Source organism: Aquirufa echingensis, assembly GCF_042714525.1.
GTDB lineage: Bacteria > Bacteroidota > Bacteroidia > Cytophagales > Spirosomataceae > Aquirufa > Aquirufa echingensis.
The window spans coordinates 199935-213888 of the sequence record NZ_JBBKYA010000001.1 but is presented as its reverse complement, the minus strand read 5'-3'; the positions used below and the strand labels follow the sequence as shown (position 1 = coordinate 213888).

At 42.8% G+C, this 13954-nt stretch carries 17 protein-coding genes; 16 read left to right on the top strand and 1 reads right to left on the bottom strand.

Going from position 1 to position 13954, the window contains the following annotated elements:
• The first annotated feature begins 1 nt into the window (after position 1).
• From SKC38_RS01045 to SKC38_RS01010, 8 genes are all read left to right on the top strand, one after another.
• The gene (locus SKC38_RS01045) at positions 2–844 is read left to right on the top strand and encodes an alpha/beta hydrolase (protein ID WP_377974339.1); all 843 of its coding nucleotides are present in this window, start codon (positions 2–4) and stop codon (positions 842–844) included.
• Between the two features lie 18 nt (positions 845–862).
• The gene (locus SKC38_RS01040) at positions 863–1717 is read left to right on the top strand and encodes an alpha/beta hydrolase (protein ID WP_377974337.1); all 855 of its coding nucleotides are present in this window, start codon (positions 863–865) and stop codon (positions 1715–1717) included.
• Between the two features lie 17 nt (positions 1718–1734).
• Entirely contained in the window at positions 1735–2193 is a 459-nt protein-coding gene (locus SKC38_RS01035) for a YybH family protein (protein ID WP_377974335.1), read from the top strand.
• Positions 2194–2233: 40 nt separating this feature from the next.
• Positions 2234–3115 (top strand): alpha/beta fold hydrolase, encoded by an 882-nt coding sequence (locus SKC38_RS01030; RefSeq protein ID WP_377974334.1) that lies wholly within the window; start codon positions 2234–2236, stop codon positions 3113–3115.
• A gap of 68 nt (positions 3116–3183) precedes the next feature.
• A complete protein-coding gene (locus tag SKC38_RS01025; RefSeq protein WP_377974332.1) occupies positions 3184–3600 on the top strand; it encodes an EthD family reductase in 417 nt (138 codons plus the stop codon).
• Between the two features lie 99 nt (positions 3601–3699).
• Positions 3700–4518 (top strand): alpha/beta fold hydrolase, encoded by an 819-nt coding sequence (locus SKC38_RS01020; protein WP_377974330.1) that lies wholly within the window; start codon positions 3700–3702, stop codon positions 4516–4518.
• Between the two features lie 166 nt (positions 4519–4684).
• Entirely contained in the window at positions 4685–5272 is a 588-nt protein-coding gene (locus SKC38_RS01015; RefSeq protein ID WP_377974328.1) for a pyridoxamine 5'-phosphate oxidase family protein, read from the top strand.
• 19 nt (positions 5273–5291) lie between these two features.
• Positions 5292–5486: a hypothetical protein gene (locus SKC38_RS01010; protein ID WP_377974327.1), complete on the top strand. Its 195-nt coding sequence runs from the start codon at positions 5292–5294 to the stop codon at positions 5484–5486.
• A gap of 13 nt (positions 5487–5499) precedes the next feature.
• Here SKC38_RS01010 and SKC38_RS01005 read toward each other — a convergent pair whose 3' ends face one another.
• A complete protein-coding gene (locus tag SKC38_RS01005) occupies positions 5500–5982 on the bottom strand; it encodes a cupin domain-containing protein (RefSeq protein ID WP_377974325.1) in 483 nt (160 codons plus the stop codon).
• Between the two features lie 114 nt (positions 5983–6096).
• Between SKC38_RS01005 and SKC38_RS01000 the strand changes: the two genes are divergently transcribed.
• Genes SKC38_RS01000 through SKC38_RS00965 form a run of 8 tightly spaced genes read left to right on the top strand, consistent with a single transcriptional unit; the run spans position 6097 to position 13953 of the window.
• Positions 6097–6864: a DeoR/GlpR family DNA-binding transcription regulator gene (locus tag SKC38_RS01000; RefSeq protein ID WP_377974323.1), complete on the top strand. Its 768-nt coding sequence runs from the start codon at positions 6097–6099 to the stop codon at positions 6862–6864.
• Positions 6864–8276: an L-fucose/L-arabinose isomerase family protein gene (locus tag SKC38_RS00995; RefSeq protein WP_377974322.1), complete on the top strand. Its 1413-nt coding sequence runs from the start codon at positions 6864–6866 to the stop codon at positions 8274–8276. Before SKC38_RS01000 ends, SKC38_RS00995 begins: the two co-directional genes overlap by 1 nt.
• Positions 8273–9073: a transketolase gene (locus tag SKC38_RS00990; RefSeq protein ID WP_377974320.1), complete on the top strand. Its 801-nt coding sequence runs from the start codon at positions 8273–8275 to the stop codon at positions 9071–9073. The genes SKC38_RS00995 and SKC38_RS00990 overlap by 4 nt, the downstream gene beginning before the upstream one ends.
• A gap of 2 nt (positions 9074–9075) precedes the next feature.
• Positions 9076–10008 (top strand): transketolase family protein, encoded by a 933-nt coding sequence (locus SKC38_RS00985; RefSeq protein WP_377974318.1) that lies wholly within the window; start codon positions 9076–9078, stop codon positions 10006–10008.
• Positions 10005–10913: a D-ribose ABC transporter substrate-binding protein gene (locus tag SKC38_RS00980; protein WP_377974317.1), complete on the top strand. Its 909-nt coding sequence runs from the start codon at positions 10005–10007 to the stop codon at positions 10911–10913. The genes SKC38_RS00985 and SKC38_RS00980 overlap by 4 nt, the downstream gene beginning before the upstream one ends.
• A gap of 1 nt (position 10914) precedes the next feature.
• Positions 10915–11502, top strand: coding sequence for a DUF2291 family protein (locus SKC38_RS00975; protein WP_377974315.1), 588 nt, complete (start codon positions 10915–10917; stop codon positions 11500–11502).
• A 1-nt stretch (position 11503) separates the two neighbouring features.
• On the top strand, positions 11504–12991 hold the full coding sequence (locus tag SKC38_RS00970) for a sugar ABC transporter ATP-binding protein (RefSeq protein ID WP_377974313.1): 1488 nt from the start codon (positions 11504–11506) through the stop codon (positions 12989–12991).
• A complete protein-coding gene (locus SKC38_RS00965) occupies positions 12988–13953 on the top strand; it encodes an ABC transporter permease (protein ID WP_377974311.1) in 966 nt (321 codons plus the stop codon). The genes SKC38_RS00970 and SKC38_RS00965 overlap by 4 nt, the downstream gene beginning before the upstream one ends.
• Position 13954: the final 1 nt, after the last annotated feature.

The window sequence follows — 13954 nt, the reverse complement described above, 5'->3', positions numbered from 1 at the left end:
AATGAAATTCAGCCTTTCCATTATTTTGCTTTTTGCATGTGTTAGTTTGGGTAATGCCCAATGGAGCACAGCGCCCATGCACACCGACGAGATAAATTTGACGTCGGCCATAAACCACCGCACCTATAAAATTTCGGTAGCGTTACCGACCACCTATACCAAAGAAAAGAAGTATCCTGTTTTTTATCTGTTGGATGGTTATTATGCGTTTCCTATCGCCAAAGAGGCCATGAAAGCCCTTAAAATGGGTAATTTGGTTCATGATTTTATTTTAGTTTCGATCGCGGGGGACGAAAAAACAGATTATGAATGGCTGGTGAAACGATGGACCGATTATACGTTCACCTACCGAGCTAGGAAAGACAGTACATTTTCGAACATGTGGAATATCAAATCGCCCGGTTTGGTTTCGGGAGGCGGAGAGACATTTTATCAAATCATTAAAAATGAAATCATTCCCATGATCGATTCGAAGTATAGTACGAATAACGAAAGGGGAATTTCAGGGCACTCGTTAAGTGGTTTGTATGTGGCTAATCTTTTATTCAAAAGAGATGGCTTATTTACCAAATTTGGAATCAACAGCCCGTCCTTTTTATTTTGGGATAATGACATTTTTCAAGCCGAAGCTAATTACGGCCAAACGAATTTAAACGCGAAGGTGTTTTTCTCCATTGCGGAATTAGAAGATGGCTTGGATAATCTGTTGAAATTTGAAGCAGGCTTGAAAAAGTATCAAGGGTTTAATTCGACGTTTGTCCTTTTCAAAGACGAAACACATAACTCGGTTGGCCCAGCGATGATCAGTCGGACCATGCGTGTACTTTATTCCAATAAAAATTAACCCATAAATTTATTTACCATGAAGAAACTATTATTCCTCGGGATATTATTTCTATCCCAATCGCTTTATGCGCAATTTCCGTTGACGAAAGACTTAACGGCAAAGTATGATTTGACATCCACATTCAACAAAACAAAATACACCTTGGAGGTATCATTGCCCGTAAGTTATGATGCCAGCAAAAAATATCCAGTGTATTATATTTTGGATGGGTATTATGCAGCGGCCATCGCACACGGAGCGCATCGCACGCTTCAGTTTGAAAACTTGATTGAAGATGTGATTGTTGTAACGATTTCGGGTCCAGAAAAGACAACCAGTGAATGGTTGATCAACCGTTGGCCTGATTACACTTTTTCAAAAGACACCTTGAATGATGTCATCTACGCCAAGGTTTTTCACTTGCCTGAGGGAAGTACTGTTTCAGGAAAAGGCGATTTATTTCTTCAAACGCTGACCCAACAAATCTTTCCATTAATTGAAAATAAATATGGCTTTAATGGGAATCGAGGCATATCAGGACATTCTTTAGGGGGTTATCTGGTTGCCGACCTTATGTTTAAAGCGCCAGAAATGTTTAATCGTTTTGGAATTAATAGCTCTTCGCAACGCCTTCATTTAAATAATGAAATTCGTTCGAAAGAAAAAAATTATGCTGCGACGCACAAAGAATTTAATGGCAAAGTGTTTTTATCCTTTGGTAGCTTAGAGCCCAAAGATGCGATCGAAGATTTACGCTATTTTGACAATCAACTCAAAAGCCATTACAAAAACATCGAAACCAAATTTGTCGAATTTGCGGATGAAACGCATGGCTCTGTGATGCCGGCGATGTTGAGTACTTGCATGTGGTATTTGTATAAAAAGAACTAAACTTAAATTCAATTGAAATGAAGAAACTATTATTTTCAGCAGTCATTGTCGCAAGCTTGTTTTCTTGTCAATCCGACACAAAATCAAGCTTCGATTTAGCAAAGGCAAAAAGTGAAATTGAAGCAGCAAATCGTGAAGCTGAAAATTTCATGGCAAATGGAGATTCTGTGGGAATTGCGTCCATTTATTCTACGGATGGCTATTTGATGGCGGACCATCAGAAACCGATAAAAGGGAAGGAAAATTTAATCAAGGCATGGGGAGCATTTATCCGAAATACGAATGTAGGTGGACTTAAAATCACAACCATGGAAGTTTGGGGAGATGAAAATTACCTGACAGAGGAAGGTGTTTTTGTTTTTAAAACAAAAAGTGGAGAAAGTTTTGGCAACGGGAAATATTTAATCGTTTGGAAAAAAGAAAACGGAAAATGGAAAGTTCATCGTGAAATGAATAATTCTGATTTGCCTCAGTAAATAAAAAGCTTAGTTGTTTTTAGTCTTTAAATATTATGAAATGAAGAAACTATTATTCTTAGGGATATTATTTCTATCCCAAACCCTTATTGCTCAAATCCCTTATGGCTCCAATACGAAAGTTGGGAAGCGCGTTCAAGTTGGCGACATTTCCATGTACTACGAAATATATGGAAAGGGGGAGCCTCTCATTCTACTACATGGTGGCTATGGATCATCAGAAATGATGGGAGGAATGATTGAGGCGTTTTCTAAAAAATATCAAGTGATTGCCGTTGATTCTCGTTCGCAAGGAAGAACAACAGATAGTGATGAAAAGGTATTGACCTATGCGCAAATGGCCTTAGATGTCAATGGATTCATGGATAAACTTCAGATTAAGAAGGCCAAGTTTGTTGGCTGGAGTGACGGAGGTGACATTGCATTGGAGCTTGCGTTGATACATCCCGAAAAGATAAATAAAGCAGTGATTCTGGGAGCTAATTTCACGGGAGAGGTTTCAGGCGTATTTATTGGAGTTGATACAACTTGGCGAATGAATCCGGCAGATCCGCTTTTCGCCAAAACGAAGAAAGAATTGGCGAAGTATTTTAGCACCTACGAGCGTATGGCACCCGATAAAAGTAAAATTGCATCGGCTAAAAAGAAGGCCACAGACAATGCATACAACAACCCAAAGATTACCTTAGCCCAATTAAATTCGATTCAAGTACCATTTTTAGTGATGGCGGGTGATCATGATATGTTTACGATAGAACATACGATTGCGCTGTATAAAAATTTGCCGCAGGCATCACTCTATATTGTGCCCGATGCAACGCATATTTCTCCATGGGAGGAGCCCGAACTTGTGCATGCTGAAATCTTACGTTACCTCGGTAAACCTTATCGCAAGTTGGATCCGGTATATTTTTGGAAGTAATGTTTGTTTAATTAATCTATAGTGGAGCAGAACCCACATGAAAAAACGAGTTTAAAAATTTACCCATTATGAAAACAAAATTATTTAGCGTTTTAACCCTTGTATTTTTATTGATGATTCAGGTGTCATTTGCCCAAAGTGCTTCTGAATCGCCAAAAATTACTAAAGGAATGATTAAAGTTGGCATCTATTATCCCAATGGAGAAGGCAAGACATTTAACATGGATTATTATGCAAGCAAACACATGTCTTTGGCAAAGTCTTTACTAGGAAATAGTTTAAAAGCGATTGCCATTGATAAGGGTTTGGCAAGTGGAGTTCCTAATGCACCTGTACCATATTTAGCTATCGGCTACTTGTACTTTGATTCTATTGCGTCATTCCAAAAGGCAATGAATGGAGAAGTATCTGCAAAATTGAATGCAGATATACCCAACTATACAAATAGTCAACCAATAGTTCAAATTAGTGAAGTGTTGCAATAAATCCCGAATTTATGGCTCGCAGTCAACCTTAACATGATTACAGTTTCGGTAGACCTTTCATTTTATCAGGCAATAAATCATATCATAAATTCAATTCAAATGAAGAAAATGCTATTCTTAGGGATATTATTTCTATCCCAAACCCTTTATGCTCAAATCCCTTACGGTTCGAACAATGGCAAATATGTTACGATCAAAGGAGCAAAAGTTTATTATGAGGAATATGGTAAAGGAACTCCACTTTTATTGTTACACGGAGGTTTTGGGTCTATTAGTAACTTTAATCAAGTTATAGGGCCATTATCGAAAAACTATCGAGTTATTGCTATTGATAGTCCTGGCCAAGGAAGGTCTGAGCAGATTGATGCCATTAGTTATCAAATTTATGCCGATTATTATTCAGCGTTCATTGACCAAATGAAATTAGACAGTGTATATGTTTTAGGGTGGAGTGATGGTGGAAATTCTGCGTATATTTTGGCCTATGACAGACCGGATAAAGTTAAAAAAGTGATTGTTAGTGGTTCAAATAGTGATACAGACGGATATCCTGATGGAGCTATAGATGCCATGAAGAAATGGACTCCTGAAACTATATCTGAAGAATTTAAAGAGTATTGGTTAAAGGATTTTTTGAAATTATCTCCTAACAGAAATAATTGGCAAAAATCGTATATGCAGTTGAAGGATATGTGGATAACCAAAGAGGTGATAAGTAATGACCATTTAAGTAAAATCAAAAGTAAGTTCTTAATCGTTTATGGTGATAAGGACGTGACTAAATTGGAACATGGTTTACATATTTATAGGACAATTCCCGGTAGTCAATTAACGATTTTACCCAATACGAGCCATATGGTATTTATGGAGAAACCAACGCTGATTTCCAATTTGATAGTTGATTTTTTAGGAAAATAGAAATCATGTACCTTTTGACACCGGCAAGTTAAAATAATGGAAATGGACTCAACATTCAAGCTACTAAGGGATCCAAATTGCACTAGGCGCCCGTCAATCGACGGACGCCTTTTTTGTTGTTCATCAATGTTTTGGGTAGCTGCACCTTTTGATTATTAATTTTTAAATGAGCATACTTAATTTTCATTTCATGGGCGAGTTTTATAAACAGATTTCAGCGACACAAAAGGCATTTATCAAAAACCAACACATGTATTTTGTGGGTACAGCACCACTTTCAGGGGATGGGCATATCAATGTCTCGCCGAAAGGTTTAGACTCCTTTCGGGTAATAAATCCCAATCAAGTGGCGTATATAGATGTCATCAGCTCGGGCAATGAAACGTCGGCTCACGTCTTGGAGAATGGCCGGATAACCATCATGTTTTGTTCTTTTGACAAGAAGCCCTTGATATTAAAATTATATGGGAAGGGTGAAACCATTTTACCTTCCAACGAAAAATGGGACACTTATTCCCGAGGATTTGATGTCTATGAAAGTACGCGTCAAATCATTGTCGTTGATGTAGAATTGGTTCAAAGTTCTTGTGGTTTTGGCGTCCCTCGTTATGATTTTATCGAACATCGCGATATACATTTTTCTTGGGCCGCTCAAAAAGGTTCAGAAGGCTTGAGTCATTACATCGATGAGAATAATTTGATCAGTTTGGATGGGCTGCCAACGGCTTTGGGGCTTGAGAGAAATAAAATATAATTTAATAGTATATTTGATAGTGTTAAAATTAGATAGGACATACAGCACCTCTGGAAACCTTTTCGAACAGAAAGAAGAGGTTACGCATTATGTAGGAATGAGCAAGGAAAAAATAGGAAAGGTTTTTGCCTATTTAAATAGTGTTGCTTTTAATTATACCCTTGGAAATCCTCCTAAAATGGATAAAGCGGCATTTTCAATGCGTAAAAATTAGTCATGGGACTGTTTTACTTCCAATAATCAAACAAAGGCCCTTCCACCCCAAAAATGGGATCCGTAGTTGGTAGTGGAATATTGCCAATTTCGTCAAGTATTAAAGCATCTTCCTCCAAGCTTTGTCTCAAGTTCCAATCTGCCCCATTGGGATATCCTCCCACGAACTGATACCTTAGCGAGTTGTCGACCGAATAATGCCCCACCCCTGCAGGCATAATGATGACATCGCCCGTTTCTACGCGTAATTCGATTCCATGTTTACCGCCGATTTTTAATTTGGCCGTTCCTTCTACCAATGCTAATACCTCATGTGTATTACTATGAAAATGGTCGTAAGGCAAAACGATATCCTTCCAATTATTTGACCAAGCATTTTTCCGAAAAGTTGCCTCAAAATCCTGCATGACTTGCTTATAGATCAAAACGGGTAAGTAGTTATTGGGAATAACACCGTCACCTTCGAAATAATAGGGAATAATGGAATGCGATTTCATGCCAAAGATTTGATTACAAATGTACGTTGTCCAATCTACTTTTTGAACGTTTCTTTTTATTTGCCATAATTTTCGTTTATTTTCGAATTGTACAAAAACGAAAATAAACGAAAGATGCTGTTGCCGAACCAACGAAGGGAAAAAATCATCGACTTGCTCAAAGAAGATGGCTCTGCCAAGGTAGTCAATCTGGCTAAGTTGTTCAAGGTCACGGAAGTAACGATCCGACAAGACCTCGAAAAGCTCGAAGCCGAAGGGCTCATCATCAAAGAACATGGCGGCGCATTTTTAAAAAATGCCTTTGATTCCGCACGCGGCCTAGCTTTAATGAACCAAGAAAACTTGGATAAAAAAGCCCTCATCGCCAAAAAGTGCATGGAATTCATCGAAGTGGGCGATACTATCATCCTGGACTCCGGTTCCACCACGACTGAAATCGCCAAAAATCTCATCGGTTTCAAACACCTTACCGTTATCACGAATGCCCTCAACATCGCGATGATGTTAGGCTCCGAGCCCGGCATTGAATTAATCGTCACCGGTGGCGAATTTAAACCCCCCACCCTATCCCTCACCGGGCAGAAAGCCGCCGATTTCTTCAAAGGACTGAACGTTCAAAAATTGTTTTTAGCCACCGCCGGCATTTCCCTGAAATCAGGTCTCACCTATCCGTCCATCAGCGATCTCGTTGTTAAAAAAGCGATGATCGATGCGGCGGAAACTATATACCTCGTGGCCGACTCCACGAAAATTGGCCAAAGCTCCCTCGCGAGCCTAGGCGCCCTCTCCCTCATTGATTCCGTCATCACGGACGCCGGAATCAGCGAGGCCGAAAAAGAACATTTTAGAAGTAATGACATCGAATTAGTAATCGCAGAATAATGAAAACACAAGCAAGCTTAGGCATCATCATCGGGAATCGCGACTTTTTCCCAGACAGCCTTGTCGAAAAAGCGCGGACGGAAATTTTGGACGTATTCAAACAACTAGGGCTAAAAGCCATTTTATTGGACACCAACCAAAGTAAATTAGGCGGAATAGAAACCTTCCAAGAAGCCAAAACCTGTGCCGAATTGTTTAAAAAGCATCGGGATGAGATTTCGGGAATTTTGGTGTTGTTGCCCAACTTTGGAGATGAGAAAGGTGTGGCTGATACGCTGAAACTGGCTGATTTAAATGTACCTGTACTCGTACAAGCCTATCCGGATGAATTAGCGAAAATGAATGTGGTGAATCGCCGAGATGCTTGGTGTGGAAAGATCTCTGTTTGTAATAATTTGTACCAATATGGCATCAAATATTCCTTGACGACCCAGCACGTTTCATCGCCACAAAGTCCGATTTTCCAACAAGATTTATTGAAATTCGTAGCGGTTTGTCGGGTCGTCAAAGGCCTAAAATCTGTTCGAATCGGTGCCGTGGGGGCTCGTCCTGGCGCTTTCAATACGGTACGCTATTCCGAGAAAATTTTGCAACGCAATGGCATCACGGTTACGACGGTAGATTTGTCGGAGATTTTAGGCAAAGCCAATAAATTGACCGCGAACGATCAGGTGGTAAAAGACCATTTAGACAGCATTAAATCGTATGCTCCTCAAGGAAAAACGCCAAACGAAGCCATGCTACAAATCGCCAAGCTGGACGTCGTTCTCAAGCAATTCATGCAAGAATACGATTTGGACGCAACGGCTATTCAATGCTGGACTTCCTTGCAACAAAATTACGGATGTAATGTCTGCACGAGCATGAGTATCATGAGCGAAAACATGCTTCCAAGCGCCTGCGAAGTCGACGTAACTGGAACCTTGAGTATGTACGCTATGCAATTAGCTTCGTCGTCACCATCCGCTTTAGTCGATTGGAATAATAACTATGCAGAGGATCCGGACAAATGTGTCTTGTTCCACTGCGGCAACTGGGCGAAGTCTTTCTTGCCGGATATTGAAATCTCCAACGCACCTATTTTAGGTACTTCAGTAGGAGTAGAAAATACCTATGGCGCTTTGGATGGTCGTACGCCTGCCATGCCTTTGACATTCGGCCGCATCAGCACAGACGATCCGAAGGGAATTATCAAGGCCTATATAGGCGAAGGAGAATTGACCAATGATCCTTTGGCTACGTTCGGAAACCGTGCGGTGGCACAAATTCCCGACTTGCAAAAATTGATGAATTATGTGTGTAAAAATGGATTTGAGCACCACGTCGTGATGAATGCCTCGAAGACGGCGGACATCTTAGAAGAAGCATTGGGGAACTACATGGGTTGGGATATTTACAAACATCAATCATGAACATCGAAGCATTAAAAGCGAAGTCGAAACAATACCGCAAGCAGATCATCGAAGTGATTTACCAAGCCAAAGCCGGTCATACCGGCGGCTGTTTATCCATCATAGACCTGTTGAATGTCTTGTATAACCACGTTTTGCGTATTTCATCGCCTACTGATCCCATGCGCGACCGCTTTATTCAAAGCAAAGGGCATGCCGTGGAGGCCTTGTATGTCGTGCTGGCGGATCAGGGATTTTTTCCTTTTGATGACTTGAAAAGTATGGGGAAATACCAATCTCCGTACATCGGCCACCCCACGAAAAAAATCCCCGGTATGGAACAGAATACAGGTGGTTTGGGACATGGACTTTCCATCTGTGCGGGCAATGCGCTCGCTGCAAAAAAAGACCAATCTGACCTGAAGGTGTTCACGATTTTAGGGGACGGCGAAATGGCGGAGGGCTCTAACTGGGAGGCGATGATGTTTGCAGCGCACTATCAATTGGATAATCTGTGTGCGATTTTGGATTACAATAAATTGCAGATTTCTGGGCCCAATGCCCAAGTGATGGGCCTAGAACCCATTAAGCAGAAGATTGAATCTTTTGGCTGGTCAGTAAAAGAAGTGGATGGTCACGATATCGAGGAGTTGGTAGAGACCTTTGATGACCTGCCATTTGAATCCGGGAAACCCTCGTTTATCATCGCGCATACCGTCAAAGGGAAAGGCGTTTCTTACATGGAAAACGTGGCCAAATGGCATCACGGCGTTCCGGACCCAGCACAATTTGAACAAGCATTAGTGGAATTAGCCTAATTATGAAAGCGAACTTAGAAGTATTTTCAGAAACTCTACAAGCTCTTGCCGCGCAAGATCGCCAGGTCGTAGCCGTGACCTCTGATTCGCGAGGCTCCGGGAAGTTGGTGCCCTTCGGAGAGAAATTTCCTGACCAAATTGTCGAAATAGGCATAGCGGAACAAAACCTTGTAGGCGTAGCGGCTGGACTAGCTGCCATGGGTAAAAAAGCTTTTGCGGTTTCCCCGGCCTGTTTTTTGACGGCCCGCTCCCTGGAACAGATCAAAAACGATGTCGCGTATTCCGATAATCCGGTGCGTTTAATCGGGATTTCAGCGGGTGTGAGTTATGGTGCGCTGGGAAGTACGCACCACAGTTTACACGATTTTGCCGCCTTGCGTGCGATCCATAATTTGCCCATCGTAGTCCCGGCAGATGCCTTTGAAACGGAGCAAGCCATTCGCTATGCTGCCGCGACGGATAAGCCGATTTACATCCGTTTTGGAAAGAAAAACATGCCGGATTTAGGCCAAAGCCTCTCGCCAAATTTCGAAATCGGGAAAGGTCGCATCATTCGTGCAGGTACAGATCTGTCTTTGATTGCCACGGGAGAAACCGTTTGGCCTTGCTTGCAAGCGGCAGAACTTTTGGCCGAACAAGGCATTTCCGCCCAAGTGATTAGCCTGCATACGATTAAACCCTTGGATACGGATTTGTTGGCCAATCTGGGTGCCGCTGGCAAACCCATCATCACGGTGGAAGAACATTCTGTGCATGGTGGTTTGGGTGAGGCGGTTGGGTCATATTTATTCCAACAAGGCTTTTTTGTTCCTTTTCAAATCATGGGTTTCCCGGATGAATATACCGTTACGGGTTCTCAAACGGAGATTTTTGACCATTATGGCCTCTCGGGTGCAGGCATCCAAGGCGTGGCTTTAAACCTATTAAATCGATGAAATACATATTCCTTTTCTTGGGACTGTTCTTAGCAGGCTGCAGCTCGAAAGAGTCCACCGAAAAACCCAAAATTGCCGTGGTCATCTCGACGCTGAACAATCCTTGGTTTGTCGTTTTGGGTGAATCGGCGGTCCAACAAGCCGAAAAACTCGGCTATGAGGCGAAGCTTTTTGACTCCCAAAATAACCCCGCCGTGGAATCAGATCATTTTGAAAACTTGATTTCCTCGGGATTTGATGCTATTCTGTTTAACCCCACGGATGCGGATGGTTCCATTGCCAATATCCTAAAGGCTAAAGAAGCTGGAATACCCGTTTTCTGCATGGACCGGGAGGTTAATTCAAACGATGCGGCTACGAGCCAAATATTATCCGATAACTACACGGGTTGTGTGGCGATCGGTGTGGAATTTGTCAAGCAATTGCATGGGAAAGGGAATTACGTGGAAATTTTGGGTTTAGCAGGCGATAACAATACCTATGCGCGTTCCAATGGTTTTCATACTGTTGTGGATAAATTCAAAGGCTTGAAATTGCTAGGCCAACAAAACGGTGATTTTGACCGCAATAAGGCGATGGAGGTCATGGAATCGATGATGCAGGCGAATCCCAGTATTCAAGGGGTTTTTTGTGGCAATGATGCCATGGCCCTCGGTGCTTTTCAGGCGATTCAATCGGCAGGGAAGTCGGAGCAAATTAAAGTCTTTGGTTTCGACGGTGCGGATGAGGTTGTCCAAAAAATTAAAGAAGGTAAGATTGTTGCCACAGGCATGCAATACCCTAAGGTCATGGCCAAAACGGCCGCGACTTTTGCCGTGGAATTTTTTAAAGGTCGGAAGTCCTTTCCGCAACACATCCCCGTAGGTGTGAATCTCGTGAACGCAAAAACAGCCAAACATTTTTAATATGAAAAAGGGCATCGGAATCTTAGTTTTGCTGGTTTTAGGCTATCAATCCGTCTATTTTGAAAAATTGAGCACGCGTACACAGCAAGCTTCAGGTGTGCAGGATTTTGGCAAACGGGTGGAGGCAATACTTGTACAAGGGGTTTTGAATAATCCGGTATTGACCGAAGACCAGCAACTAATTAAAGAATTAAACAATAATCTAACTAATACACAGAAAAAATTAGGTAATCGCCTAGGTATCGGGGAGTCGGCCTATTATCTAGTCAAAGGAAAGGCGCGGATTAGCTCCATTCGAGATGGGTATGTGCTATTAGACAATGGCTCAGGTTTGGATACGCAATTCATTTTTGGGAATGAGGTGCGGGACGCCTCTCGAATGATTCATTTAGAAGATTTTAAGTCCCAGAAAGACTTAAATGCCTTAACCGAAGCCTTAAATAAGCATCTACGTGAAACCAAAATCCCTGCGGAAATGAAGGGTATTCAGGTCGGCGATGAGATTAGTTATGTGGGTGCTTGTGAGGTCGCACCTAGCGATTTGCCCGTGACTTCGTTGACGATTTACCCTGTAGAAATCAAGCACTGAGATGTTAGCTGTTCATAACTTAACGATGGAATTCCCCGGTGTGAAAGCATTGGATGCGGTGAATTTGTCTTTCCAAGCTGGGAAGGTCAATGCCCTACTCGGGGAAAACGGTGCCGGGAAATCCACCTTGCTCAAAATTCTCTCGGGCGTTAACCAAGGCTATCAAGGGGAAATTCGCTTGCTGGATCAGGTGATTACTTTTGCCGATACGAAAGCCTCACAAGCAGCAGGCATCGCGATTATTCACCAAGAATTAAACCTATTCCCGAACCTGAGCATTTGCGAAAACCTGTTTTTGGGAAAAGAAATAACAAATTCCTGGGGCTTGTTGGACCGTGCCGCCATGGACCGCATTTGCGTAGAATTATTAGCCGAAGTGGGCGTGAACGCTTCGCCCGCAACGCTTGTCGGTGAATTAAAATTGAGCGAACAGCAATTGGTCGAAATTGCCAAAGCCTTGCATAGCCAAGCATCCGTTATTCTGATGGACGAGCCTACCTCCGCTTTGTCCGACCAAGAAATAGATCGTTTGCATGCCCTGATACGCCGTTGGCAAGCAGAAGGAAAAACGATTGTGTACATCTCACATAAAATGGAGGAGCTATTTCGCATTTCGGAATATTTTCACGTTTTGCGGGATGGGAAAAGTATTGCTGCCGGGGAAATGAAAGACACTAGCGAAGAAGCATTGATTGCTTTTATGGTGGGCAGAAACGTCATCATTGAACCCAAAGCCGAATCCTTTGCTCGGGAAGCTTTGGCAATAGAAGTGAAAGCTTTGACGCTTGGCGCCTCGGATGCGAAACCCCGACTGCATAACATTCAATTCAAAGCGCATCAAGGGGAAATTTTAGGTCTCTATGGCCTGATGGGTGCGGGCCGGACCGAATTACTTGAAACCCTTTTTGGGATGCATGCTTCAGAAGCGTCCATGGATATTCAAATTCACGGAAAGCCCTGCTCGATCCAGTGCCCTGGGGATGCGATCGGGCATCAAATCGCTTTTGTAACAGAGGACCGAAAGAAAGACGGGCTGGTGATGAACCAAGATTTGGCATTCAATATCAGCCTGCCGAGTCTTCATTTAGGGGATTGGTTGCAAGCAGATAAAGACGCTGAATTGGCGGAGAAATACCGACAAGACTTGCGGATTAAAAGTGCGTCGATCGAACAATTGTGTGGAAAATTGAGCGGCGGTAACCAACAAAAAGTCATTCTAGCAAAATGGTTAGCGACGAAGCCTACGATCCTTTTGTTGGATGAGCCGACGCGCGGTATCGACATTCAAGCCAAAGATGAAATTTATCAGTTAATGAAACAAATCGCGGCGGAGGGAACTTGCATCCTCTTTGCCTCGTCTGAAATACCTGAAATTGTGGCCCTTGCGGATCGTGTACTCGTGATGTGTCAAGGCCAAATTCAGGCAGAATTGACGGGTTCCCACCTGAACGCATCGAATTTATTAAAAGAAGCTCTACCTATCCTATGATATCAAATTCACTACTCAAAAAATCACAGTCCCTCATCGCCCTATTTCTACTCATGGTCGTGCTGAGTGTGGTGTCTGATAAATTTCTAACCACGGGAAATCTGTGGAATGTATTACGCCAAATCTCCGTCAACCTCTGTCTGTCCATCGGGATGACTTTGGTCATTTTGACTGCCGGCATTGACTTGTCTGTTGGGGCAATTTTAGGTTTAAGTGGCGCCATTTGTGCGGGTTTATTGAAATTCGGGTTAGCCTTTCCGGTATTGGATCTTTGGGTCGGATTTACCGTTTTGGGAGCTACGTTGGCCGCGATCTTGGTGGGGACTTCCTTGGGCTTTTTTAACGGTTGGGTCATTACCCGCTTTTCGGTTCCTCCTTTTGTGGCGACGCTGTCCATGCTGACCATTGCGCGTGGGCTTAGTTTTTTATATACGCAGGGCCAACCGATTTCCGATTTAGGGACAGATTTTGAGCAGATTGGCGCGGCCTGGTTGTTGGGCGTTCCCGTCCCCGTTTGGATTTCGGCATTTTTGATTTTGGTCTTTGTGGTGATCACGAATCGGACGAGTTTAGGTCGCTTTATCTATGCGATTGGGGGTAATGAAAAAGCGGCTTTGGTATCTGGGATTCCCATCAAACAGGTGAAATGGCTCGTGTATGCTTTGTCAGGAGCGATGGCCGCCATTGGTGGGGTTTTGGTTACTTCGCGGCTGAATTCTGCGCAGCCTAATGCCGGTATGAATTATGAATTGGACTCCATTGCGGCTATTGTGATTGGCGGAACGTCTTTGTCGGGCGGTCAAGGTTCCATCAAAGGTACGATCATCGGAGCTATTTTGATTGGTGTGTTGAACAATGGATTGGTCTTGTTGAATGTGTCCCCTTTTTGGCAGCAGGTAGTGAAAGGGCTGGTGATTTTGTTGGCCGTGATTGTAGATAAAATGAATCAAAAATCGAACTAAG